Annotated in this window: 21 protein-coding genes and 1 pseudogene; 10 read left to right on the top strand and 12 right to left on the bottom strand. The window is 69.5% G+C overall.

Annotated features, from left to right (window positions below; genetic code table 11):
- Positions 1-185: 185 nt before the first annotated feature.
- The 5 genes from ACFY1U_RS17770 to ACFY1U_RS17750 form a co-directional block, all read right to left on the bottom strand.
- Positions 186-386: a hypothetical protein gene (locus tag ACFY1U_RS17770; RefSeq protein WP_390695024.1), complete on the bottom strand. Its 201-nt coding sequence runs from the start codon at positions 384-386 to the stop codon at positions 186-188.
- Between the two features lie 103 nt (positions 387-489).
- A complete protein-coding gene (locus ACFY1U_RS17765; RefSeq protein WP_390695023.1) occupies positions 490-1,209 on the bottom strand; it encodes an ABC transporter permease subunit in 720 nt (239 codons plus the stop codon).
- An 11-nt stretch (positions 1,210-1,220) separates the two neighbouring features.
- Positions 1,221-2,132, bottom strand: a complete 912-nt coding sequence (locus tag ACFY1U_RS17760) for an ABC transporter ATP-binding protein (RefSeq protein WP_390695022.1) — start codon at positions 2,130-2,132, stop codon at positions 1,221-1,223.
- Positions 2,129-3,037 (bottom strand): ABC transporter permease, encoded by a 909-nt coding sequence (locus tag ACFY1U_RS17755; protein ID WP_390695021.1) that lies wholly within the window; start codon positions 3,035-3,037, stop codon positions 2,129-2,131. Before ACFY1U_RS17755 ends, ACFY1U_RS17760 begins: the two co-directional genes overlap by 4 nt.
- Complete coding sequence (locus ACFY1U_RS17750) at positions 3,027-3,992, bottom strand: ABC transporter ATP-binding protein (protein WP_390695225.1); 966 nt, start codon at positions 3,990-3,992, stop codon at positions 3,027-3,029. The genes ACFY1U_RS17755 and ACFY1U_RS17750 overlap by 11 nt, the downstream gene beginning before the upstream one ends.
- A gap of 235 nt (positions 3,993-4,227) precedes the next feature.
- Here ACFY1U_RS17750 and ACFY1U_RS17745 point away from each other — a divergent pair, with 235 nt between their 5' ends.
- From ACFY1U_RS17745 to ACFY1U_RS17720, 6 genes are all read left to right on the top strand, one after another.
- Positions 4,228-5,070 (top strand): M24 family metallopeptidase, encoded by an 843-nt coding sequence (locus tag ACFY1U_RS17745; RefSeq protein WP_390695020.1) that lies wholly within the window; start codon positions 4,228-4,230, stop codon positions 5,068-5,070.
- Positions 5,067-6,839: an SDR family oxidoreductase gene (locus tag ACFY1U_RS17740; RefSeq protein ID WP_390695019.1), complete on the top strand. Its 1,773-nt coding sequence runs from the start codon at positions 5,067-5,069 to the stop codon at positions 6,837-6,839. The genes ACFY1U_RS17745 and ACFY1U_RS17740 overlap by 4 nt, the downstream gene beginning before the upstream one ends.
- A gap of 43 nt (positions 6,840-6,882) precedes the next feature.
- The gene (locus ACFY1U_RS17735) at positions 6,883-7,815 is read left to right on the top strand and encodes a MerR family transcriptional regulator (RefSeq protein WP_390695018.1); all 933 of its coding nucleotides are present in this window, start codon (positions 6,883-6,885) and stop codon (positions 7,813-7,815) included.
- Positions 7,816-7,953: 138 nt separating this feature from the next.
- Positions 7,954-8,502 (top strand): RNA 2'-phosphotransferase, encoded by a 549-nt coding sequence (locus tag ACFY1U_RS17730; RefSeq protein WP_390695017.1) that lies wholly within the window; start codon positions 7,954-7,956, stop codon positions 8,500-8,502.
- 93 nt (positions 8,503-8,595) lie between these two features.
- Complete coding sequence (locus ACFY1U_RS17725) at positions 8,596-9,507, top strand: LLM class flavin-dependent oxidoreductase (protein WP_390695016.1); 912 nt, start codon at positions 8,596-8,598, stop codon at positions 9,505-9,507.
- 76 nt (positions 9,508-9,583) lie between these two features.
- Positions 9,584-10,471, top strand: coding sequence for an HAD hydrolase family protein (locus ACFY1U_RS17720; RefSeq protein ID WP_390695015.1), 888 nt, complete (start codon positions 9,584-9,586; stop codon positions 10,469-10,471).
- 15 nt (positions 10,472-10,486) lie between these two features.
- On the opposite strand, the gene ACFY1U_RS17715 is transcribed toward ACFY1U_RS17720, so the two are convergent.
- From ACFY1U_RS17715 to ACFY1U_RS17700, 4 genes are all read right to left on the bottom strand, one after another.
- Positions 10,487-11,545 (bottom strand): peptidoglycan DD-metalloendopeptidase family protein, encoded by a 1,059-nt coding sequence (locus tag ACFY1U_RS17715; RefSeq protein ID WP_390695014.1) that lies wholly within the window; start codon positions 11,543-11,545, stop codon positions 10,487-10,489.
- 144 nt (positions 11,546-11,689) lie between these two features.
- Positions 11,690-15,199 carry a thiol reductant ABC exporter subunit CydD gene (gene cydD / locus ACFY1U_RS17710; protein ID WP_390695013.1) on the bottom strand — a complete coding sequence of 1,170 codons (3,510 nt, stop codon included), beginning with the start codon at positions 15,197-15,199 and terminating at the stop codon, positions 11,690-11,692.
- Between the two features lie 60 nt (positions 15,200-15,259).
- Positions 15,260-16,264 carry a cytochrome d ubiquinol oxidase subunit II gene (gene cydB / locus ACFY1U_RS17705; protein ID WP_390695012.1) on the bottom strand — a complete coding sequence of 335 codons (1,005 nt, stop codon included), beginning with the start codon at positions 16,262-16,264 and terminating at the stop codon, positions 15,260-15,262.
- An 18-nt stretch (positions 16,265-16,282) separates the two neighbouring features.
- Positions 16,283-17,791, bottom strand: coding sequence for a cytochrome ubiquinol oxidase subunit I (locus ACFY1U_RS17700; RefSeq protein WP_390695011.1), 1,509 nt, complete (start codon positions 17,789-17,791; stop codon positions 16,283-16,285).
- Positions 17,792-18,001: 210 nt separating this feature from the next.
- On the opposite strand from ACFY1U_RS17700, the gene ACFY1U_RS17695 reads away from it, so the two are divergent.
- A complete protein-coding gene (locus tag ACFY1U_RS17695) occupies positions 18,002-18,403 on the top strand; it encodes a cyclophilin-like fold protein (protein ID WP_390695010.1) in 402 nt (133 codons plus the stop codon).
- 7 nt (positions 18,404-18,410) lie between these two features.
- On the opposite strand, the gene hisC is transcribed toward ACFY1U_RS17695, so the two are convergent.
- Positions 18,411-19,490, bottom strand: coding sequence for a histidinol-phosphate transaminase (hisC, locus tag ACFY1U_RS17690; protein ID WP_390695009.1), 1,080 nt, complete (start codon positions 19,488-19,490; stop codon positions 18,411-18,413).
- 396 nt (positions 19,491-19,886) lie between these two features.
- On the opposite strand from hisC, the gene ACFY1U_RS17685 reads away from it, so the two are divergent.
- From ACFY1U_RS17685 to ACFY1U_RS17675, 3 genes are all read left to right on the top strand, one after another.
- Positions 19,887-20,999 (top strand): LacI family DNA-binding transcriptional regulator, encoded by a 1,113-nt coding sequence (locus tag ACFY1U_RS17685; protein WP_390695008.1) that lies wholly within the window; start codon positions 19,887-19,889, stop codon positions 20,997-20,999.
- A gap of 201 nt (positions 21,000-21,200) precedes the next feature.
- On the top strand, positions 21,201-22,283 hold the full coding sequence (locus ACFY1U_RS17680) for a metallophosphoesterase (RefSeq protein WP_390695007.1): 1,083 nt from the start codon (positions 21,201-21,203) through the stop codon (positions 22,281-22,283).
- 193 nt (positions 22,284-22,476) lie between these two features.
- On the top strand, positions 22,477-23,346 hold the full coding sequence (locus ACFY1U_RS17675) for a hypothetical protein (RefSeq protein ID WP_390695006.1): 870 nt from the start codon (positions 22,477-22,479) through the stop codon (positions 23,344-23,346).
- 158 nt (positions 23,347-23,504) lie between these two features.
- Here the strand turns inward: ACFY1U_RS17675 and ACFY1U_RS17670 are convergent.
- Together ACFY1U_RS17670 and ACFY1U_RS17665 are read right to left on the bottom strand one after the other, a co-directional pair.
- A pseudogene (locus tag ACFY1U_RS17670) lies at positions 23,505-23,636 on the bottom strand (thiamine biosynthesis protein ThiC); the annotation flags it as partial.
- A 34-nt stretch (positions 23,637-23,670) separates the two neighbouring features.
- Positions 23,671-24,198, bottom strand: a complete 528-nt coding sequence (locus ACFY1U_RS17665) for a hypothetical protein (protein WP_390695005.1) — start codon at positions 24,196-24,198, stop codon at positions 23,671-23,673.
- Between the last annotated feature and the right edge of the window lie 8 nt (positions 24,199-24,206).

The following is a 24,206-nucleotide window of genomic DNA, read 5'->3' as shown; positions in this document are numbered from 1 at the left end:
CGGGCTGCCCTGTCGGGAGCTGGACGTACTGTCGTGCATGGACATCGCCCGGCTCCTCTCCCAGAACGTGGCGCCGGAGCAGCATCCGAAAGTGCGGGCGTCCGGCGGCGTGGACACAACCACTGTGCCTGTCGGACGAGTTGGACGCCACCGAATAAAACGACCGGACAACGGCCGTACGGGCATCAGCGCCGCCGCCACCTGCGCCGGCGCGCCTTGCTGAAGAACCAGCCCGCGGGCGGCTCGTCGGAGCGCCAGGGCTGCGGCTCGGGCTCCTCGTTGCGCCAGCGGGCGGCGAGCATGCGGGCACGGGCAGACGGCTCGGAGGTCTCGGCGCTTCGTATGAAGTCCTCGTCCAGGACCAGTTCGTCCCAGTCGTCTGCCATGCCCGTTCCTCTCAGTCGTACATCCCCAGGTGCGTCAGCCGTACATCCCCATTTGCCCAGTCTGCCCGGACAGAGATGAAGTCCCCGTCAAGGTCGGGAGTTGTCACTCCTCACCGGCGAGCTTCAGCGTGCGCAGCTTCTGCCCGGCGTACCAGGTGGCGAGGACGGTCACCGCGATCAGGAGGACCGTGGCCGTGGTCAGGCCGACGTCGGAGGTGACCAGGTCGCCGCCGGCGACCTTGTGGGCGACGGCCAGCGACCACTGCTGGACGCTCAGCGTGCGCGCACCGGGCACCAGGGAGCCGAACAGGGCTTCCCAGACGAGCGCGTACACGAGACCGAAGACCACCGCGTGCCGGGACACCGTGCCCAGCAGCAGGAACAGCGCCGCGTAGGCGATGGAGGAGACCAGCGCGGCGACCGTGTAGGCGACGGCGATCTGCTGCCCGTTGCCGTTGAGGATGAAGCCGGCGATGAGGGTGGGCAGCGCGGAGAACACCATCGTCACCGCGATCGCCACGATCAGCTTGGTGAAGATGATCGTCGGCCGCTTCAGCGGCTTGGACAGCAGGTACACCACCGAGCCGTCGTCGATCTCCGGTCCGATCGCGCCCGTGCCGGCGATGACGCCGATGATCGGCACCATCGTGGCGAGCGCGAGCCTGCCCAGCAGGTCGGAGGCCGTCTGGTCGTCGGCGCCGGTGAGGGCGCGGACGACGATGGAGATCGCGATCAGCAGCAGGGGCAGTGCGCCCAGGATGAGGGCCCGGCGACGGCCGAGCAGGGCCCGGTAGGTGAGCCGGGCGACTGTGGGGTCGTACATCTTTCGGCCTCCTACGCCGCGACCAGGTACGAGAAGACGGACTCGAGGGACTCGTCGGACGGCGAGACCGTCAGCAGCCGGATGCCGTGGTCGCGGGCGACCCTGGGCAGCAGCGCCGTGAAACGGCCGAAGTCGACGGCCTGGATGCGCAACGCGCCCTCGGCTAGGTCGACTTCGATGCCCGATGTCGACGGGTCGGCGATCAGTGCGGCCGCAAGCGCGCGGTCGTCGCTGGAACGCACCAGGTAGCGATGCGGCCGGTCGGTCATCAGGCGGCGGATCTTGCGGAAGTCGCCGCTGGCCGCGTGCCGTCCGGCGACGACGACCTCGATGTGCCAGGCGAGCTGCTCGACCTCTTCGAGGATGTGGGACGAGAACAGCACGGTGCGGCCCTCGTCGCCCATGCGCCGCAGCAGGTCCATCAGCTGCATGCGCTGACGCGGATCCATGCCGTTGAAGGGCTCGTCCAGGAGGAGGAGCGAAGGGTCGTGGACCAGGGCGCTCGCCATCTTCACGCGCTGGCGCATGCCCTTGGAGTACGTGGAGATCTTGCGGTCCTGCGCGTACTCCATCTCGACCGTGGCCAGCGCCTTCTGTGCGGCCTTGGCGCCCAGGCCGTGCAACTCGGCGTTGGCGACGACGAATTCGCGGCCGGTGAGGAAGTCGTACATCGCCTCCCGCTCGGGGACGATGCCGATGTGCCGGTAGATCGACTCGTTGCGCCACACCTGCTGTCCGTCGAGGGTGACGGTGCCGGTGGAGGGGGCCAGGAAGCCGGCCATCATGTTGATGAGGGTGGATTTTCCTGCGCCGTTCGGACCGAGCAGGCCGGTGACGCCGGGGCCGATCGTCATGGTGATGTCGTTGACGGCGACCACGTTGCCGAACCAGCGGGAGACGTGGTCGATCTGGAGCGTGGTCACAGTCCCACCTTCTTGTAGCGGCGCATCAGCAGGCCGTAGCTCGCGGCGATCAGGCCGAGGGTGAGCAGGACGTACACCACGCCCTGACCGGTCGAGGGGCCGTGGCCTCCCGGGAGGGCCGGGGTCGCGCCGAGGAAGGCGGACTGCACGCCGTCGATGAGCGTGACCGGCGAGAAGAGACCGATCCAGGGGATGGCACTCGTGCTGCCCTGTGCGTCGGCGATCGCCTGCAGGGTCGAGACGGCGCCGTAGGAGACGATCAGGACGGCGATCACGGCCGCGATGCCGAATCCGCGGCGCGGGGTGACCGACGCGATGACCAGGCCGATGCCGGCGAAGAGCAGCGAGAGCAGTGCCACGGATACCAGTCCCTCGGCGAATCCCTTGGTCTGGTCGGCGAAGTCGAGCTTGGCAAGGAGCGCACCCACGTAGAGCACGATCAGCGGGGCCGCGGTCAGGATGAACATCGCCGAGGCCAGCGCCGCGTACTTCGCGCGCACGTAGTCGGCGGTCTCGATCGGCCGCGAGAAGTACAGCGGTACGGTCTTGAAGCGCAGGTCGCGTGAGACGGACTGCGGTGCCTGCGAGGCGACGTACAGGCAGATGACGGACTGCATGATGATCGCGTAGCGCGTGTACTCGACCGGCAGCGCGTGCGCCTTGGTGGCGACGGCGACGGCCACCATGATGGCCGCCGGCACGCACATCACCGCGAACAGCAGCATCGGCAGCACCTTGGACTTGATCGAACGGCCGAGGCCGTAGGCGCCGCGCAGGGACTGCGAGTACAGCGAGCGGGTGGCGTAGGAGCGGCCGAGGCGAGGGCCGTCGTAGCTGCGGTAGCCGATGTTGTGGATGCGGGTCTGGTCACCCGGCGCAGCCGCCGAAGGGTTCTCAACTGCCATGGCCGACCGCCTCCTTCCGCTGCTCTTCCTCGCTCTTGAAGACCTCCGAGATGTGGTGCCTGCGCTGCTCCATGCGCACCAGGCCGAGGCCGAGATCCGCGACGACGTCCCGTACGAGGTCGTACGTTTCCTCGCCCTGCGCCGTGAGCAGCAGGATGTGCCCGGCACCCGGCAGGCCGTCGCTGCCGTCGGCGACCTCCACCCCGCGCGCGTGCAGCGCCTCGCGCACCACGCGCGTGCCGTCCGGGTGCTCGTCGCTGTCGGTGACCTCGATCGCGAGGGTGGTCGTGGTCTGCGTGAAGTCCGTGGTGGAGCTGGAGCGCAGGAGCTTGCCGCCGTCGATGATCACCACATGGTCACAGGTGCGCTCGAGCTCGCCCAGCAGGTGCGAGGTGACCAGGACCGAGATGCCGAAGTCGGTGTGGATACGGCGGATCAGGCCGAGCATCTCGTCACGGCCGACCGGGTCGAGGCCGTTGGTCGGCTCGTCCAGGAACACCAGCTGAGGGTCGTGGACCAGCGCCTGCGCGAGCTTGACGCGCTGCTTCATACCCGTCGAGTAGCCGCCGATGGGGCGGTAGCGCTCCTCGTACAGACCGACATGGCGCAGCGTGTCCGCGGTGCGTTCGCGCGCGGCCGTGGGCGGCAGGCCGGACATGCGCGCCATGTGGACGACGAACTCGGTGGCCGAGACGTCCGGCGGCAGGCAGTCGTGCTCCGGCATGTAGCCGACCCGCTCACGGATGTCGCCACCCTTGGTCGCGACGTCGAGCCCGAGCACTTCGGCGCGGCCCTCGGAGGCGGGGGACAGACCCAGAAGGATCTTGATCAGTGTGGACTTGCCGGCTCCGTTCGCTCCGACGAGTCCGGTCACCCCGGGCCCGACGTCGACGGAGAGCCGGTCAAGCGCGGTCACCCGGGGGAACCGCTTGCTCAGGCTTTCGGTCGCGATCACAGTCACGGCATCGACGATAGTGACGCGGACCACGCCGGTCGTCAGACCGCAGAGCTGTACTCGCATCAGACTCCAGGCGTACGGGTCCGTAGGGGATTCCCCTACCTGAGAGCTACGCAGAGTTATCCACAGCCCAGGCCCCCTCCTATTGACGCAGCCTCTAACAACTGTCACATTCACCAGTGTCAAGTTACGGGCACGTACCGCAGTCGGCGTGGACGAGGTGGGCGGTGGCATGACGACGGCAGTGACAGATCAACTCACCGCGCAGCTGCGGGGGTTCAGGCAGGTGCAACGCCTCGCCTACGAGTGCGCGGAGGCGGTCGCCGCGCAGCTGCAGCCGGGAGTGAGCGAACGCGAGGCGGCCCGCATGCAGCGCGCCTGGCTGCGCGAGCGGGGCGTGCGCGACTGGTTCCATCTGCCCTTCGCCTGGTTCGGGGACCGCACGGCGTTCGTGAACTTCCGCATCCCGCTCCAGTTCTTCCCGACCGACCGGCGGCTCGAGCCCGGGATGCCGTTCATCCTCGACATGGCCCCCGTGTACGACGGTTACACGGCCGACATCGGCTACTCGGGCTCCCTCGGGATCAACCCCGTCCAGGACAAGCTCATGGCCGACCTTGAGGCGCACCGCGAGCTGATCCTGCGCGAGGTGCGCGAACGGCGCCCGCTGCGGACGATCTACGAGGACGTGGACCGCCTCATGGTCCGCCAGGGCTATGCCAACCGGCACCGCGCGTATCCCTTCGGTGTGATCGCGCACAAGGTCGATCGGGTGCAGCAGCGCCGCTGGTCACCGCATCTGTTCGGGTTCGGCACACAGTCCCTGAAGGGGCTCGCCTCCGACGCGCTGCACGGCCACCGAGACGGCTGGTCCCCGCTGTGGTCGCCCTACCGCTTCTCCGACCACCCTCCGCAGCCGGGACTGTGGGCGGTCGAACCCCATCTCGGTTTCCGGGGTACGGGCGCGAAGTTCGAGGAGATCCTGGTCGTCACCGACTCCAAGGACCCCGAGCAGAGCGCCTTCTGGCTGGACGACGATCTGCCGCACGTGCGGCGCTGGGCGGAGGACAAGTGACGGGCTTTTCCCAGTCAGTGCCGAAGGGGGCACGGGAGCGCCGGGTGCGGACCGGCGGCGTGGAGCTGTGCGTGGCCGAGCTGGGGGACTCCGGGCAGCCGACGGTGGTCCTCGTGCACGGATACCCCGACAGCAAGGAAGTGTGGTCCGAGGTCGCCCCGCGGCTCGCCGAGCGCTTCCATGTCGTCCTCTACGACGTCCGCGGACACGGCCGGTCGACGGCGCCGCAGCCGCTGCGCGGCGGCTTCACCCTGGAGAAGCTCACGGACGACTTCCTGGCAGTGATCGACACCGTCAGCCCGGACCGGCCGGTGCACCTCGTCGGGCACGACTGGGGCTCGGTGCAGTCCTGGGAGTTCGCCACCGTCAAGCGCACCGAGGGACGCATCGCGTCCTTCACCTCGATGTCCGGCCCGTCCCTGGACCACTTCGGGCACTGGATCAGCAAGCGCGTCAAGCGGCCCACCCCGCGCCGTGTCGGCCAGCTCCTCGGCCAGGGCGCCAAGTCCTGGTACGTGTATCTGCTGCACACGCCCGTACTGCCCGAACTGGCCTGGCGCGGCCCTCTCGGCAAGCGCTGGCCACGCATCCTGCAGCGCTTGGAGAAGGTACCCGGCGGCGACTATCCGACGTCCTCACTCCCCACCGACGCGGCGCACGGCACCTGGCTGTACCGGGACAACGTCCGGGCCAGACTGCGCAGGCCCCGCCCGGACGCCTACGCGCACGCGCCCGTGCAGCTCATCACGCCCCTGGGGGACGCATTCCTGTCGGAGAAGCTCTACGACGAACTGGAACGGTGGGTGCCGCAGTTGACCCGCCGCACACTCCCCGCCAAGCACTGGATACCGCGCAGCCGCCCCGATCAACTGGCAGCCTGGATCACCGAGTTCGTGACCGCCGTCGAGGGAGGAAAGAACAAGGTGGCGGCGACCGGCAGGTACGCCGAGCGCTTCGGCGGGCAACTCGTCCTGGTCACCGGCGCGGGCAGCGGCATCGGGCGGGCCACGGCGTTCGCCTTCGCGGAGGCCGGAGCACGCGTGGTGGTCGTCGACCGGGACGCCGAGGCCGCCGCCCGCACCGCAGAGCTGTCCCGTCTGGTCGGCGCCCCCGAGGCCTGGGCGGAGACGGCCGACGTCTCCGACGAACACGCCATGGAGAAGCTCGCCGAGAAGGTCGCCACCGAGTACGGAGTGGTGGACGTCCTGGTGAACAACGCCGGGATCGGCCTGTCCGGCTCCTTCTTGGACACCAGCCCGGAGGACTGGAAGAAGGTCCTCGACGTCAATCTGTGGGGCGTGATCCACGGCTGCCGGCTCTTCGGCAGGCAGATGGCCGAGCGCGGGCAGGGCGGCCACATCGTCAACACCGCGTCGGCGGCCGCGTACCAGCCGTCCAAGGCACTGCCCGCCTACAGCACCTCCAAGGCGGCCGTGCTGATGCTCAGCGAGTGCCTGCGCGCCGAACTGGCGGGCCGGGGAATCGGCGTGAGCGCGATCTGCCCGGGCTTCGTCAACACCAACATCACCTCGACGGCACGCTTCGCGGGCGTGGACGCCGAGGCGGAGCAGCGGCGCCAGAAGAAGGCGGCACGGCTGTACGGCCTGCGCAACTACCCTCCGGAGAAGGTCGCCGACGCGATCCTGCGGGCGGTCGTGCGCAACGAGGCGGTCGTGCCGGTCACTCCGGAGGCCCGGGGCGCCCACTTCATGTCCCGGTTCACCCCGCGCGCGTTGCGGGCGATCGCACGCATGGAACCACCGCTGTGAGGGGGCGGTTGCCCGGAAACGCCGGCGGACGGAGGCACTCGGCATGCAGTCGCCGTACCGGATAGAGGATCTGGCCCACCACAGCGGCGCCACCGTCCGCACCATCCGCGCCTACCAGGACCGGGGCCTCCTCCCCCGTCCCGAGCGCCGCGGCCGCGCCAACCTCTACTCGGACGCGCATCTCGCCCGCCTGCGCCAGATCGCCGATCTCCTGGACCGCGGCTACACCCTGGCCTCCATCAAGGAGCTCCTGGAGGCCTGGGACGCGGGCCGCGGCCTGGGCGGGGTGCTCGGTCTGGTGGCCGAGGTCGACGGCCCGTGGACCGACGAGGAGGCGGTACGGATCTCGCGTGCCGAACTGGACGAGCGCTTCGGCGGCGACCCCGACGACGCGGCGGTCGCCGACGCCGTGGAGCTGGGCGTGCTGGAGCCGGTTCCCGGTGACGAGGACACCTTCCTCGTACCGAGTCCCCAAGAGCTCGCCGTGGCCGTGGAGTTGCACGCCGCCGGTGTCCCGCTGGCCGCGATCTCGGGCCATCTACGGGAGTTGAGGGGTCAGGTCGAGCACATCGCCGCCCGTTTCCTGGAGTTCACCACCGAACACGTCTTCGCCCGCTACCTCGACGGACCACACCGCCCGACGGACGCGGACGCGGCGGAAGCCGCCTCGCTCGTACGGCGACTGCGGCCCCTCGCGCAGCAGACGGTGGATGCGGAACTCGCGCGCGCGATGCGGCTGTTGGCGGTACGGCAGCTGCGGCAGCAGCTCGGCGCCGGGGAACCGGTACCGGACCGTCCTGCGTCACGTTCCGTGTCGTTGCCCGCGGAGACAATGCGAGCGGTGGAGGGGCTGGTTGGGCCGGAGCGGGCGGCGGAGTTCGTCCGTCTGGCGGCTGAACGGGAGGTGAGGGCAAGGGCGTTGGATGCGCTCACGTCAAGGAAGCTGCCCCCAGTCGATCTTGACGAACGCCACTGACATGTAGAGGGAGTTGTCCACAGAACAGCCAACTGGCCTGTGGATAACACTAGTTGGCTGTGGATCAAACCTCCCCACCAAAATAATCTGCGTGATCCCCGTCTCTCCCGTCATGCTGAACGGATGGACGAAAGACGCATGGATGAAAGACGCACCGTAAAGGTGTCGAAGTACCTCTCGAAACACCTGCGCCACCAGCCCGAACGGATCGGGCTGACGCTCGACGAGGCCGGCTGGGTCGAGATCGACGTACTGATCGCCGCGGCCGCCGCGCACGGCTTCCGCTTCACCCGCGAGGAGCTGGACCACGTCGTCGCCGTCAACGACAAGAAACGCTTCGCCGTCGAGGGCACCCGGATCCGCGCCAGCCAGGGCCACAGCGTCGAGGTCGACCTCGGACTCGCCCCGGCCACCCCGCCGCCGTACCTCTACCACGGGACCGTGGCCCGCAACCTGGACGCGATCCGCGCCGAGGGCCTGCGGCCCATGAACCGGCACGACGTGCACCTCTCGCCGGACCGCGAGACCGCCACCCGTGTCGGCGCCCGCCGCGGCCGGCCCGTTGTGCTGTCCGTGGACGCGGCCGCCATGCACCGCGACGGGCACGTCTTCCACGTCAGCGAGAACGTGGTGTGGCTCACCCGGACCGTGCCGCCTCAGTACCTGCGCTTCCCCCAGCCACATTGACGCACAGCCCCCGCCGGCCGCGACGCGTGCCCGTGCGACCGCGCACGGTGACCGTTTCGTCCCTTGTCAGTGGGTCGGCTTAGTCTCGGGGACATGAGTCTGCGTCTGAGCACTGTGATCCTCCCGTACCGCCGCTGGCACGAGGGCGGCCGTTCGGCATGGCAGCGCGCGGAGCAGCTCGGCTTCCACACCGCCTACACCTACGACCACCTGTCCTGGCGCAGCTTCCGGGACGGCCCGTGGTTCGGTGCCGTACCGACCTTGACCGCGGCGGCGGCCGTGACCGAGCGGATGCGGCTGGGCACGCTGGTGACCTCGCCGAACTTCCGCCACCCGGTGCCGTTCGCGAAGGAGCTGATCTCCCTCGACGACATCTCCTCGGGCCGGCTCACCCTCGGCGTCGGCGCGGGCGGCAACGGCTTCGACGCCACGGTGCTGGGGCAGGAGCCCTGGACCCCGCGGGAGCGCGCCGACCGGTTCGCGGAGTTCGTCCAGCTCCTGGACCAGCTGCTGACCGAGGATGGCAAGGAGGGGCTGTCGTACGAGGGCGACTTCTACTCGGCGCACGAGGCGCGCAACATACCGGGCTGTGTGCAGCGTCCCCGGCTGCCCTTCGCGGTGGCGGCGACAGGCCCGCGCGGCCTGCGGCTCGCCGCGCGGTACGGGCAGGCGTGGGTGACCACGGGCGACCCCAGGCTGTACGAGAACGGCACGTCTGAACAGTCGATTCAAGCCATTCGCGGCCAGGCCGAGAAGCTGGCCGATGCCTGCTCCGAGATCGGCCGGGACGTGACCGGGCTCGACAAGGTCCTGCTCACCGGCTTCACCCCGGACCGCGGCCGGCCGCTGGAGTCGCTCGACGCGTTCGTGGACTTCGCGGGCCGCCACGGGGAGCTGGGCTTCACCGAGATTGTGCTCCACTGGCCCATACCCGACTCGGACTTCGCCGCCGACGAGAAGGTCTTCGAGCAGATAGCCATGGAGGCCCCGGCGCAGCTCGGCTGAGCGGACGGGCTGGGACGGCGCCGATGAGGACGGTAACCACTCACATGTGCGGGCTCCCGCACGGCCGTGCGGGCATATGCGTGAGAATGAGCGGGTGACCTCAGCGACTCGACAGCCCGAGACCCCGGCCGCCGCCGCCGCGCCGCGGCTCATAGCCACCGATCTCGACGGCACCCTCCTGCGGGACGACAAGTCGGTCTCCCCGCGCACGGTCGCCGCCCTCGCCGCCGCCGAGGACGCGGGCATCGAGGTCTTCTTCGTCACCGGCCGCCCGGCCCGCTGGATGGACGTCGTCAGCGACCATGTCCACGGCCACGGCCTGGCGATCTGCGGCAACGGCGCGGCCGTCGTCGACCTGCACGGCGGCCCGGGCGCCCACCGGTTCGTGAAGGTGCGGGAGCTGGCCCGGGACAACGCCCTGGACGCCGTACGGCTGCTGCGCGACGCGGCGCCGGGCACGGTGTACGCGGTGGAGCAGACATACGGCTTCCACCAGGAGCCGGACTATCCGAAGCTGCACATGGAGATCCCGGACAACCTCATGCCGGCCGAGGACCTGCTGGCGCCGGACGGGCCCGGCGCCGCCGAGCCGGTGCTGAAGATCCTTGCCTATCACCCGTCCCTCGACCCGGACGGCTTCCTCACCACCGCCCGTCTCGCCATCGGCGACCGGGCCAACGTCACCCGCTCAAGTCCCAGCGCCCTGCTGGAGATCAGCGGCCCCGGCGTCTCCAAGGCGAGCACGCTCGCCCTGTGCTGCGCGGAGCGCGGCATCTCGCACGAGGAGGTCGTCGCCTTCGGGGACATGCCGAACGACGTGGAGATGCTCACCTGGGCGGGCCGGTCCTATGCGATGGGCAACGCGCATCCGGACGTCATCGCCGCGGCGTCGGGCCGCACGGTCGCCAACAACGACGACGGGGTGGCGCTTGTCATCGAGCGGATGCTGGCAGAGCGGGGTTAGCCCTGGCCGTACCGGTCATGTGAGGTGGACGCCCCGTGCCGCCAGCCAGGGCACCGGGTCCACCGCGGAGCCCATCTCCGGGGTGACCCGCACCTCGAAGTGCAGATGGGGGCCGGTGGAGTTGCCGGTGGTGCCCGACTGACCGATCCACTGCCCGGTGTCCACCCGCTCGCCCTGGTCGACGGCGACGGCGGCGAGATGGGCGTACTGCGTGTAGTAGCCGCCCGGGTGCTGGATCACGATCTCGATGCCGAAGGCGCCCCCGCACGACACGCTCACCACGCGTCCCGCGCCGACCGCCCGCACCGGCGTGCCGATCGGTACCGCGAAGTCCTGCCCGGTGTGCCGGTTCGCCCATCGGTCGCCGCCGCTGCCGAAGCCGGCGGACAGGGCGTATGTCTCGACGGGCGCGACCCACGGCTGGGTGAAGTGTGTCGTCGGCTGGTGGAGCCGGACGGGACCGCGGCAGCTGCCTGCCGCGACGGAAGCCGCCGCCTGCCCCTGCAACTGCCCGCGCGCCTCCTCGAGTTTCCGCTCGATGGTGTCCTTCACGGCGGCGAGTTCGATGTTCCGTTTCTCCAGCGCCTGCCATGCCGCCTTGGCCTTCGTCTCGTCGGCGGCGAAGCGTGTCTCGGCCCGGCGGCTCCTGGAGACCGAGCCGGCCAGGGCCAGATTCGCCTGTTCCAGGACGTGCTGACCGCGCATCAGCGCGTCGGGGCTGTCCGCGAGGATCAGCTGCGCGGCGACCGGGAGGCCGCCGCCGGTGCGGTACTGGGCGCGCGCCATCCTGCCGAGGTCCTCGTGCAGGCGGGCGATCTCCCGCCGTTCGCCGTCCAGCAGCGCCTGGGCCTGCTCGGCCTGCGCCCGCCGCACGTCGGCCTCCTGGCGACCCGCTTCGTACTGCTGCGTCGCCAGTGCCGCATCCTCGTAGAGCTGCTCGACCTGGGCGCTGATGCCACTGCCGATCTCGTCCCCGTCGCCCACGCCCATCGCCTCCGTGGGCCGGGCCGCGAGCATGACGAGCGCACACAACAGGGCCGGAAAGAGCAGCGGACGACGGCGGAATGAGCGCATGTCAGCGATCGTGACCCGACCGACCGGGGCCGGTCATGTCCAAGTCCTACGCCTGGGGGAAACAGCACCCCCGGATGGCTCAGTACGGACGGCCCGTGACGCAGTGGGTACGGCGCCTGCCGCACCATGAGCGCCGCGCTCGTGCTACGCCGTCGCCCCTGCCGGCAGCTCCGTCTCCGCCTCGCGCCGCAGCATCGCCCGCAACGGCCCTGGTACGGCGGCCAGTTCGGCGTACGTCCCGCGCTGCACCACTCGCCCCTCGTCCAGTACGACGACCTCGTCGACCGTCTCCAGTCCGGCCAGCCGATGCGTGATGAGCAGCGTCGTGCGGCCCTCGGTGGCGGCCAGCAGGTCGGCGGTGAGGGCGTCGGCCGTCGTCAGGTCGAGGTGTTCGGCGGGTTCGTCGAGCACGAGAACCGGGAAGTCGGCGAGGAGTGCGCGGGCCAGCGCGAGGCGCTGCCGCTGTCCGCCCGACAGCCGGGCCCCGTGTTCGCCGACCAGTGTGTCGAGCCCGTCGGGCAGGCTGTCGGCCCAGTCCAGCAGCCGGGCCCGGGCCAGCGCGTCGCGCAGCTCGCCCTCGGTGGCGTCCTTCTTCGCCAGCAGCAGGTTCTCGCGTACCGAGCTGTCGAAGAGGTGCGCGTCCTGGGCACACAGCCCGACGAGCCGTCGTACGTCGTCGCCGTCGAGCGCGTGTACGTCCACCCCGGCCAGTGTGTACGAGCCCGCATCCCGGTCCAGGAAGCGCAGCAGCACCTGGGCCAGCGTCGTCTTGCCGGAGCCGGACGGCCCGACCACGGCGATCCTGCGTCCCTGGCGGAGGGTGAGGTCGAGGCCGTCGAGGGCATCCCGGTCCTGCCCTGGGTACCGGGCGGTCAGCCCCTTCAGAACGACCGGGAAGGGGGAGGCGGGGGCCTGCCGGGGCTGCTCCGGCTCCCGTACCGGCTCGGGCGCGTCCAGGACCTCGTACACGCGCTCCGCGCTTCTGCGCACCCGTTGCCGGTACTGCACGGCGAGCGGCAGCCCGAGGACCGCCTCGAAGGCAGCCAGCGGGATGAGGACGACGACGGCCATCGCCACGCCGCCCAGCCGCCCGTCGGCGACCGCCTGGGCGCCCACGAGAGCGGTGGCGGCGACCGTCAGACCGGAGAGCAGCGCGGTGAGCCCGTCGCCGAGCGCGGTGGCGGTGGCGGCGCGCGAGGCGATCCGGGTGAGCGTGCCGTCGGCGCGCCGTGCCTCGGCACCACGAGCCGGCAGGGCTCCGGCGACCGTCAACTCGGCGGTGCCGGTGAGCAGATCGGTGACGCGGGTCGCGAGTACCCCTCGGGCGGGGGCCAGCCTGCGTTCGGCACGGCGCGCCACCGCACCGGTGACCAGCGGCACACCGACCCCGGCCGCCACCAGCCCTGCGGCGAGCGCGAGGCCGGCCTCGGGCAGCAGCCAGGTGGTGAAGCCGACGGACGCGGCCGACACGATCGCCGCGGATCCGGCGGGCAGCAACCAGCGCAGCCAGTAGTCCTGCAGGGCGTCCACGTCGGCGACGAGCCGGGAGAGCAGGTCGCCCCGGCGGGTGCTGCGCAGCCCGGCGGGCGCCAGTCGCTCCAGCCGCCGGTAGACGGCGACCCTCGTGTCGGCGAGCATCCGCAGCACCGCGTCGTGCGACACGAGCCGCTCGGCGTACCGGAAGACGGCCCGTCCGATACCGAACGCCCGCGTCGCCGTCACGGCCACCATCAGATACAGCACGGGCGGCTGCTGCGAGGCGCGCGAGATCAGCCACCCGGAGGTGGCCATGAGCCCGACGGCGCTGCCGAGCGCGAGGCTGCCGAGCAGCAGGGCGAGGGCGAGACGGCTGCGCCGGGGACCGGACATGGCCCGGACGCGGGCGAGAACACCGCGCGTGCCTGTCGTGAGACCGCTTGTCCCGGTCTCCTCCCGAGCGGCGGCCTCGACGGAGCCGGCCTCGGACGTCACAGCTGCGGACTGCACGGAAGCGGATCCAGGCCCCTCCGGCGTCACTGCCGTGTCCGCCGTCCCCAGCCGTACCACCCGGTCCGCAACTCTCAGCAGCGCCGGCCGGTGCACCACCAGCAGCACCGTCCGGCCCACCGCCAGCCGCCGTACCGCCTCCACGACCTCGGCCTCGGTGGCCCCGTCGAGTGCTGCCGTCGGCTCGTCGAGCAGCAGGACGGGCCGGTCCGCGAGGAACGCGCGGGCCAGAGCGAGCCGCTGCCGCTGCCCGGCGGACAACCCTGCCCCGTCCTCCCCGAGCACGGTCCCGGCGCCCCCAGGTAGCGCGTCCACGAACTCCAGCGCCCCGGCATCACTCAACGCTGTGCGTACGGCGGTGTCGTCGGCGTCGGGCCGGGCCAGCCGTACGTTCTCGGCGATCGTTCCGGCGAACAGATGCGGCCGCTGCGGCACCCAGGCGATCCTCGACCGCCACTGCTCGAGATCGATCTCGGTGAGATCGGCTCCCCCGACCCGCACCCGTCCCTCGGCCGGCCGCACGAACCCCAGCAGGGCGTTCAGCAGCGTCGACTTGCCCGCGCCGCTCGGCCCGACGAGCGCGACGGTCTCGCCTGGTTCGACGGCGAAGGACACATCCGACACGGCATCCGCGGACCTCCCGGGATACCTGACCGTCACCCCCTCGAAGGCGATGCCGCCCGTCGGCACGGCCCCCGTGCCCGATGCCGGAACAGGCGTCTCCAGGACCGTGAAGATCTCCTCGGCCGCCGCAAGCCCCTCCGCGGCCGCGTGGTACTGCGCGCCGACCTGACGCAGGGGCAGATAGGCCTCGGGCGCGAGGACGAGGATGACAAGGCCGATGTACAGGTCCATCTCGCCGTGCACGAGCCGCATGCCGATCGTCACGGCGACCAGCGCGACCGACAGCGTGGAGAGCAGCTCCAGCGCAAAGGACGAGATGAAGGCGATCCGCAGCGTCCGCATGGTCGCCTGCCGGTACTCGCCGGTGATGCGCTTGATCGACTCGGCCTGCGCCTTGGCCCGCCCGAACACCTTCAGCGTCGGCAGACCCGCGACGACGTCCAGGAAGTGTCCGGACAGCCGGGACAGCAGCCGCCACTGACGGTCCATCCGGGACTGTGTGGCCCAGCCGATCAGGACCATGAAGACCGGGATGAGCGGCAGGGTCCCGACGATGATCGCCGCCGAGACCCAGTCCTCGGTGACGATCCGGGCCAGCACCGCCACCGGCACGACCACCGCGAGCCCCAGCTGCGGCAGATAACGCGAGAAGTAGTCGTCGAGGGCGTCGACTCCACGGGTGGCGAGGGCAACGAGTGAGCCGGTCCGCTGCCCGCTCAGCCATCCGGGTCCCAGCTCGACGGCACGCTCCAGCAGCCGGCCCCGCAGCTCCGACTTCACCGCCGCGCTCGCCCGGTGCGCCGCGAGCTCGGTGAGCCACGAGACCAGTGCACGACCGCCGGCGACGGCCGCCAACAGCAGCAGGGGAGTGGCGAGTTCACCGACCGGCATCCCGTGCTGGAAGGCACCCACCACCACCTCGGCGATGAGCATCGCCTGAGCGATGACCAGCGCCGCGCCGGCCACGCCCAGGCCGACGACCGCCACCATGAAGAGGCGGGTGGCACGGGCGTAGCGGAGCAGTCGCGGGTCGATCGGTTTCACGTGAAACACACCCTCTTCCTCAAGGGGCATGTTTCACGTGAAACATGCCCCACCTCGGACTCAGTGCACAGCGTCAGCGATGTGCTGCGTACCGATCCGCTTGCGGAACACCCAGTAGGTCCAGCCCTGGTAGAGCAGGACGATCGGCATGGCGATCGCCGCGCACCAGGTCATGATCTTCAGGGTGTAGGGGCTCGACGAGGCGTTGGTGACCGTGAGGCTCCAGGCCCCATTGAGCGAGGACGGCATGACGTTCGGGAAGAGCGACAGAAAGAGCATCGCCACGGCGGCCACGATCGTGATCCCGGACAGTGCGAACGACCAGCCTTCGCGCCCGGCCTGGTTCGCCATCAGGGCGGCGACCAGCGCGGCGACGGCCACGACGAGCGCGACCAGGCTCTTGCCGTCACCGCTGTCGACCTGCGTCCACAGAAGGAAGATCAGCGCCACCACGGCGGCGACGAGACCGACCACCGTAGCCAGCTTCCGTGCCCGCTCCCGGATGTCCCCGACCGTCTTGAGCGCCGTGAACACGGCCCCGTGGAAGGTGAACAGCGTGAGGGTCACCAGCCCGCCGAGCAGCGCGTAGGGGTTGAGCAGGTCCCAGAAGGTGCCGACGTACTCGAAGTTCTTGTCGATCTTCACGCCCTGCACGATGTTGCCGAAGGCGACGCCCCACAGGAACGCCGGGATCAGCGAGGTCCAGAAGATCGCGGTCTCCCAGTTGCGCTGCCAGTTCTCCTCGGGGCGCTTCGCCCGGTACTCGAAGGCGACACCGCGCACGATCAGGCTGACCAGGATGATCAGCAGCGGCAGGTAGAAGCCGGAGAAGAGCGTGGCGTACCAGTCGGGGAAGGCGGCGAAGGTGGCCCCGCCGGCCGAGAGGAGCCAGACCTCGTTGCCGTCCCACACGGGACCGATCGTGTTGATCAGTACCCGCTTCTCGGGCCGGTTGCGGGCCAGCAGCTTGGTGAGGATGCCGACCCCGAAGTCGAAGCCCTCCAGGAAGAAGTAGCCGGTCCACAGGACGGCGATCAGGACGAACCAGACGTCGTGAAGTTCCATGACTCGATCTCCCTCGGCCTAGTACGAGAAGGCCATCGGCTTGTCGGCGTCACGGGTGTCGCCGCCGATCTTCGTGGGCGGATTGAGGTCGGCCTCGGTGAGCTCGGGCGGACCGGCCTTGACGTACTTCACCAGCAGCTTGACCTCGACGACGGCGAGGATGGCGTAGAGCGTGGTGAAAACGATCATCGAGGTGAGGACCTCGGCCTGGGAGACACCGGGGGAGACCGCGTGCCGGGTCTGCAGGACGCCGTAGACGACCCACGGCTGGCGGCCCATCTCGGTGAAGATCCAGCCCCAGGAGTTGGCGATCAGCGGGAACCCCAGGGTCCAGATCGCCACCAGCCAGTACAGCCTGCTGAGCTTGGGGCTGAGTGCCTTGTTCCTGAAGAGGACCAGATGCGGCACCTCGTCGTCGCCGACCCTCAGATGCTGCGGCAGCATGAACTTCTTGCGGGTCAGCCAGAGTCCGAGCAGGCCGATGGCGAAGGACGCCATCCCGAAGCCGATCATCCAGCGGAACGCCCAGAAGGTGACCGGGATGATGGGCCGGTAGTCACCGGGCCCGTACTTCTCCTGCTCGGCCTTGTTGGTGTCGTTGATACCGGGAACGTAGGAGTTGAAGTTGTCGTCGGCGAGGAACGACAGCAGGCCGGGCACCGACAGTTCGACGGTGTTGTGGCCCTTGCTGACGTCGCCGTACGCGAAGATCGAGAACGGTGCGGAGTTCTGTCCGTCCCACAGCGCCTCGGCGGCAGCCATCTTCATCGGCTGCTGCTTGAACATGACCTTGCCGAGGGTGTCGCCACTGATCGCGGTGAGCAGACCGGCGATGACCACGGTGACCAGCCCCAGCCGCAGCGAGGTCTTCATCACGGAGACGTGCTTCTTGCGGAACAGATGGAAGGCGGCGATGCCGACCATGAACGCGCCGCCCGTCAGGAAGGAGGCGGAGAGCGTGTGGAAGGCCTGGGCGAGCGCGGTGTTCTGGGTCAGCACGTGCCAGAAGTCGGTGAGCTCGGCACGCCCCTTCGCCTTGTTGATCCGGTAGCCGACGGGGTGCTGCATCCAGGAGTTGGCCGCGAGGATGAAGTACGCCGACAGGACCGTGCCGATCGAGACCATCCAGATGCAGGCCAGATGGATCTTCTTGGGCAGCTTGTCCCAGCCGAAGATCCACAGGCCGATGAAGGTCGACTCGAAGAAGAACGCGATCAGGGCCTCGAAGGCAAGCGGGGCACCGAAGACGTCACCGACGAAGCGCGAGTAGTCGGACCAGTTCATGCCGAACTGGAACTCCTGCACGATGCCGGTGACCACACCCATCGCGATGTTGATCAGGAAGAGCTTGCCCCAGAACTTGGTGGCTCTGAGGTACTTCTCCTTCTCCGTGCGCACCCAGGCGGTCTGCAGGCCGGCCGTGAGAGCGGCCAGCGAGATCGTCAAAGGGACGAACAGGAAGTGGTAGACGGTGGTGATGCCGAACTGCCAGCGCGCCAATGTCTCCGGCGCCAGAGCCAGGTCCACGTCGTCAGTCTCCTTAGGTCGCCGTGGTACAGCGGCAGTTTGCCCCTTATGTCACACGCATCATCAGAGCAACCGGGACACGCTTGTGAACGCGTTCACATTCACAAGCAATTATGACGCACCGATTGTCGAAGCTCGAAGGGGGGTCCCGCTTGGGCCGTTCGGTACCCCCCTTGGCAGCGACTTCAACATCTTGTTGAATTGCCTGCCGTGCAGATACGGATCTCGTGGCCCGCCGGCCACCTCACCGCAACCCTCGACGACACCCCGACCGCGGAGGCCCTCACCAAGGCACTGCCGCTCGCCTCCACCGCCCGCACCTGGGGCGAGGAGGTCTACTTCGACACGGGCGTCTCGGTTCCACGTGAAACATCGGCCAGGCAGGTCGTGGAGCCGGGCACCGTCGCCTTCTGGACCGACGGCGACGCCCTTGCACTCCCCTACGGCCCCACCCCGATCTCGCGAGGCTGGGGGTCCCCCCGAACGGGGTCTGGGAGAGAGTGCCGCCTCGCGAGCCCGTGCAACATCCTGGGACGCCTCGACGGCGACCCCGGACTCCTCGCCACGGTCCGCGACGGCGACCCGGTGCGCGTGGAACTCGTGGACGAGTAACGCCGGCTCACAGCTCCTTGCGGAACCCCTCCGCCACCTTCAGGAAGATGTCGTTCGCCTCGGCCTCCCCGACCGTCACCCGCACACCCTCGCCCGGGAACGGCCGGACCACCACGCCGTGCTGCTCGCACGCCGCCGCGAACGCGACCGTGCTCTCCCCCAGCCGCAGCCACACGAAGTTGGCCTGGGTCTCGGGCACGGTCCAGCCCTGGGCGCGCAGCCCGTCGACCACGCGGTTGCGCTCACAGACCAGCGAGCCGACCCGGCCGAGCAGTTCGTCCTCGGCGCGGAGCGAGGCAATGGCCGCCTCCTGCGCAAGCTGGCTCACGCCGAACGGCACCGCCGTCTTGCGCAGCGCAGCCGCCACCGGCTCATGCGCGATCGCGAAACCGACGCGCAGGCCCGCGAGGCCGTACGCCTTGGAGAACGTGCGCAGCACGCAGACGTTCGGCCGCTCGCGGTACAGCTCCACGCCGTCCGGCACCTCGGTGTCGCGGATGAACTCGCGGTACGCCTCGTCCAGCACGACCAGTACATCGCCGGGCACCCGGTCGAGGAACCGCTCCAGCTCGGCGCGCCGTACCACCGTGCCGGTCGGGTTGTTGGGGTTGCAGACGAAGACGAGACGCGTCCGGTCGGTGATCGCGTCCGCCATCGCGTCCAGGTCGTGCACATCGCCCGGAGTCAGCGGCACCCGCACCGAGGTCGCGCCGCTGATCTGCGTGATGATCGGGTACGCCTCGAAGGACCGCCAGGCGTAGATGACCTCGTCACCAGGGCCGCTGGTCGCCTGGATCAGCTGCTGGGCGACGCCGACCGAACCCGTGCCGGTGGCCAGGTGGGAGAGCGGGACGCCGAAGCGGTCCGACAGTTCGTTCATCAGGCCCGTACAGGCCATGTCGGGGTAGCGGTTGAAGGACGAGACCGCGGCCGTCACCGTCTCCAGCACACCGGGCAGCGGCGGATACGGGTTCTCGTTGGAGGACAGCTTGTAGGCCACCGGACCAGCGGCCGCGGCAGGCTTGCCCGGCTTGTAGGTGGGGATACCCTCCAGCTCGGCACGCAGCTTGGGGCTCGTCTCGCTCACCGCAGTCCTCCTCATGACCACCGGCTTCCAATACTGCTCACCTTATGAGGATTCGGCGCGGCTGCGTACAGCTGAGGACAGACCTCATCCGTCACATGCACATCAGGGGCATCACCCCCGTAGGCAGACGAACCGGGGGGCGCGGTCACATATATCTATGCGCCGGTGGCTCACGCCCTGGCGCGCATCGCCCATCAAGGTGAGTTGAGACCTCTTCGAAACATCGGGGACTTGGCAGGCCCATGCGCGCCGACAAGTCACGTAGTTCCATTGGATCGCTCAACTGCCTTTATTTCAAAGGCAGTTGACGGTATATGACCTTGCAGAAACGTGCCTGTCAACGCGTGCATATGCGTCCGCCCTACCCCACGCCATGAGCCCTACTATCGGCTCGCCATGACAGCAGCAGGGAAGCACCAGGTGAGCCGCGCGGAAACCTCACGCCGAGGCAGCCGGCCGGGCCGGGCGGGCATCAGAGACGTTGCCGCCGCCGCCGGAGTCTCCATCACGACCGTCTCCGACGCCCTCAACGGCAAGGGCCGGCTCCCGGACGCCACCCGGCGCCATGTCCGAGAGGTCGCCGACCGGCTGGGCTATCGCCCGTCGGCAGCGGCCCGAACCCTCCGTACCGGCAAGTCGGGCCTCATCGGCCTGACCGTGACGACCTACGGGGATGAACCTTTCACCTTCACCGAGTTCGCCTACTTCGCCGAGATGGCGCGCGCCGCCACCTCGGCCGCGCTCGCCCGCGGTTACGCCCTGGTCATCCTGCCCGCGACCTCCCGCCACGACGTGTGGTCGAACGTCGCGCTCGACGGCACGGTCGTCATCGACCCCTCCGACCAGGACCCGGTGGTCAGCGAGCTGGTCCGGCAGGGCCTGCCCGTCGTCTCCGACGGCCGCCCCGCCGGCTCGCTCCCGGTCACCGCCTGGGTCGACAACGACCACGAAGCCGCCGTACTCGGCATCCTCGACCACCTGGCCGACGCCGGCGCGCGCCGCATCGGACTGCTGACGGGAACCTCGACGGACACGTACACCCACCTGTCGACCACGGCGTATCTGCGCTGGTGCGAACGCGTCGGACAGGACCCGGTGTACGAGGCCTACCCGGCGCACGACCCGTGCGCGGGCGCCGTCGCCGCCGACCGGCTGCTCGCCCGCCCCGACCGGCCCGACGCCGTCTACGGCCTGTTCGACCCGAACGGCACCGACCTGCTCGCCGCGGCCCGCCGCTACGGCCTGCGGGTGCCGGACGACCTGCTTCTGGTCTGCTGCAGCGAATCCACCGTGTACGCCAACACCGAACCGCCCATCACCACACTCTCACTGAAGCCGCGCCGCATCGGCACGGCCGTGGTGCAGCTCCTCATCGACGCGATCGAGGGGGTCGAATCGGACCAACCGGTCGAGCAGGTGATACCGACGGAGCTGATCGTGCGGACCTCGTCCCAGCGACGTCCGCCGCGTACGACCGTCAGCGCGCCGCGGTCGCCCGAAGAGGGGTAGAACCAAGGCCGTCAGCAGGCGGTCGAAGCCCTGCCCAATCGGGGCGAAAGCCGCGGTGAACTGGACTCTTCCTCCGATTCACCACCCCTGGGTCATCACATGGCGCGATCGGCATTCCTATGATGGGCCCACGACACCGCGGGCCGCTGCGACCAGGCAGTCCGAAGCGGTGCAGATGCGGCGCGATGGTGGAGGGGTCTGATGACTCAGGGGGCCGGTCAGGGACCCGAGACGGAGCGGACGGCGACGTTGCGCGACTTCCGGGTACCGGCGTATGTCCACGAGACCGGTCCGTACGGCCACAGCGCATACCCCGGCGACGTCGCCAGACCCGTCGATGAGCCGGGCGACCACCCGGAGGGGTACACGCCGACACAGCGCGACCTGCCGGTCATCAACCGCGGTGACACGCTTCAGGTGCCCGTCGACCCCGCGTCCCTGCCCGTCCCGCAGCAGACGGAGGGCGCGGGCCCGCTGTACGTCGTCGGTGATGTGCACGGCTATCTAGACGAGTTGGTGGCCGCCCTCCAGGAGCAGGGCCTCGTCGACGCCGGGGGCAACTGGTGCGCGGGCACTTCCCGGCTGTGGTTCCTCGGCGACTTCACCGACCGCGGCCCGGACGGCATCGGCGTCATCGACCTCGTGATGCGCCTGTCCGCGGAGGCAGCCGCGGCCGGCGGCTACTGCAAGGCGCTCATGGGAAACCACGAACTGCTGCTGCTGGGCGCCAAGCGGTTCGGCGACACCCCCGTCAACTCGGGCGCGGGCACCGCCACCTTCCAGGCGGCCTGGCTGCTCAACGGCGGCCAGAAGACCGACATGGACCGCCTCCAGGACCATCACCTGCAGTGGATGGCCCGCCTGGACGCCGTCGAGGAGGTCGACGGCTATCTGCTCGTCCACTCGGACACCACCGCCTACCTCGACTACGGCGACTCGATCGAGGCGGTCAACGACACCGTCCGCGAAACGCTCACGCGTAACGACGCCGACGAATGCTGGGATCTGTTCCGCAAGTTCACCAAGCGGTTCTCCTTCCGCGACGAGGGCGGTGCAGACGCCGTACGCTCCCTGCTGGATACGTACGGCGGCACGCGGATTGTTCACGGCCACAGCCCCATTCCGTACCTGCTGGGCGAGGTCGGCTCCGAGGAGGGCGAGGACAGCGCAGGGCCCGTGGTCGAAGGACCGCACGTCTACGCCGAGGGCCTCGCCATCGCGATGGACGGTGGAGTGACCATGGCCGGAAAGCTGCTGGTCCAGCAACTTCCACTGGATATCTGAACGTTCACAGGGCAGGCGTCCCCCCATGAGGGAATCGCGATAAACGGCGCAGGCCAGGGCCCAATTTCTTCAAACCCCCTGTCACCGTGTGCCGTCGCCGCTCTACCATCGGCTTATCCGTAGCAGGCTCCCCTCCGTTTCTGCCCGACGGCTCGTTGGCATGCGAGCCCCAAGCCCTACGGAGCATCGGGGGATGCACATGAACAGCGTTCCGCAGCACCTGCTGAGCGAGGACCGCCAGGAGTACGAGCGGGTCCTCGATGAGGCGCTGCGCTCCGCCCCAAACCGCCCGGAACTGGCCGCTGTCGGCCAGCGGCTCAACCCCGAACAGCTGCGCACGATGGCGCTCAACGCCACCGCACTCATCACGGTGGCAGCGGCAGCCGAGTACCAGCACTACGTGAAGGTTCGCGAGGAACTGCGCCAGCCGGCGCCGTCCACCCCGCCGTCCACCCGCGAATCCGGCTCCGCGGAGCCGGGCGCGGCGGCGGTGGGGCTCGCCACCACCCTCGGCGAGGCCGCCGAGCCGGCCGGCGCGGGCGCCGTCGCCGTCGCCGCCGTCCTCACCCCCGTCCTCGCCGGAACAGCTGCGGTGATCTTCCTGCTCGTCGGGTACATCATCAGGTCGCTCGAACCCAAACAAGTGTTCGGCAAAACCATGATCACCGCTGGTTGGGTGTTCGGTGCCATGACCGCGGCCGCGATCCTCGTCGCCGCTGTCGGGCTGCTGCTCACCGCTCTGCGCAACCAGCCCTCACTCGAGTCGGGACCGTACGGCGAACTGAGCGGGGAAGTGGCACTGGCCAGGGAAGCCTGGCGCGAAGCACTCCTGGAGCGCGGCATCATGCCGTTCCTCAGGGAGGCACTCGCCGACCCCGGCACCGCGGCGGCGCTGCACACCGCCACCCCGTCGGCGTCGACCAGCCGCATGCCTCACCTCGGCTACGACCGGCCGGGCTTCAGCAGCCCGGACGACGGCTCGACTCCCGGCCCGCGCCCGAGCTTCACCAGCCCGGACTACACCAGCCCGGACTTCGGAGGCCCGGAACACCAGCCGGAGTAACCGTCGGCTTGCGCCCCCCGCATCAGAAAGGACCGCCAGGGCCCGCAGGGGGAGCGCAAGCCGAACACCGATCCCGCCGACGGCTCCGCCCTACGGCACCTCACGCCGAAGAGCGGGACCGTCTTCCACTTCGGGGGAGCCACTCACACCGGCATACCTCAGTCCGCGATCGGCAGGTACACCCTGTTGCCCGCGGCCGCGAACTCCTTCGACTTCTCGGCCATGCCCTGTTCGATCTCCGCCCGGCTTCCGCCGTGTTCGCGGCGGATGTCCTGGGAGATCTTCATCGACGACAACAGCAACCAGGAGTCCCGGGAGGGGGCTTCAGAAGGTCGCCCATTCCGAAGCTGGGAGACGGTGATAGACGTCGTCGATCCATTCAGACGAGAGGAAGACAGGCCGGGTCAGAACGACGTCTCCGGCCCTTTGCGCGCACATCACGAGGCCGAGCGTTTGCGAGCCGGGGTCGGCCCCCGGCATGTAGAAGAGTTCGGAATAGGGCTCCCTCGCCTCGGCACGGTCGATGAGCCACTGCTCCATCTCAGAGGGCGCACGCCCCACCAGCGCCGTACCGTCGACGAGGACCTGGGGCCCGAGGCACGCGTCCACCGTCGCGCCAGCCAAGCGGGTCTCATCCGCGTAGTAAGCCATCAGACCCACCCCTGTGAAGCGCTCCTGACACGTCACGGTGTCACCCCACGGAATGGTCGTGGAGTAGTCCGCCGTCTCCTGGCCGAGTGCAGCGGCCACTTGCGTGGGATCCATCCCGAACCTCAAGGGTCCAATGCCCACGAACGGTTCCAGCGCCCATCGCAACCGCTCGCCGTCAGGCTTCACATCCCATATGCCCATGCCCGCAG

Source organism: Streptomyces sp. NPDC001351, assembly GCF_042896045.1.
Taxonomy (GTDB): domain Bacteria; phylum Actinomycetota; class Actinomycetes; order Streptomycetales; family Streptomycetaceae; genus Streptomyces.
This window is presented reverse-complemented; position numbering and strand designations above follow the sequence as displayed.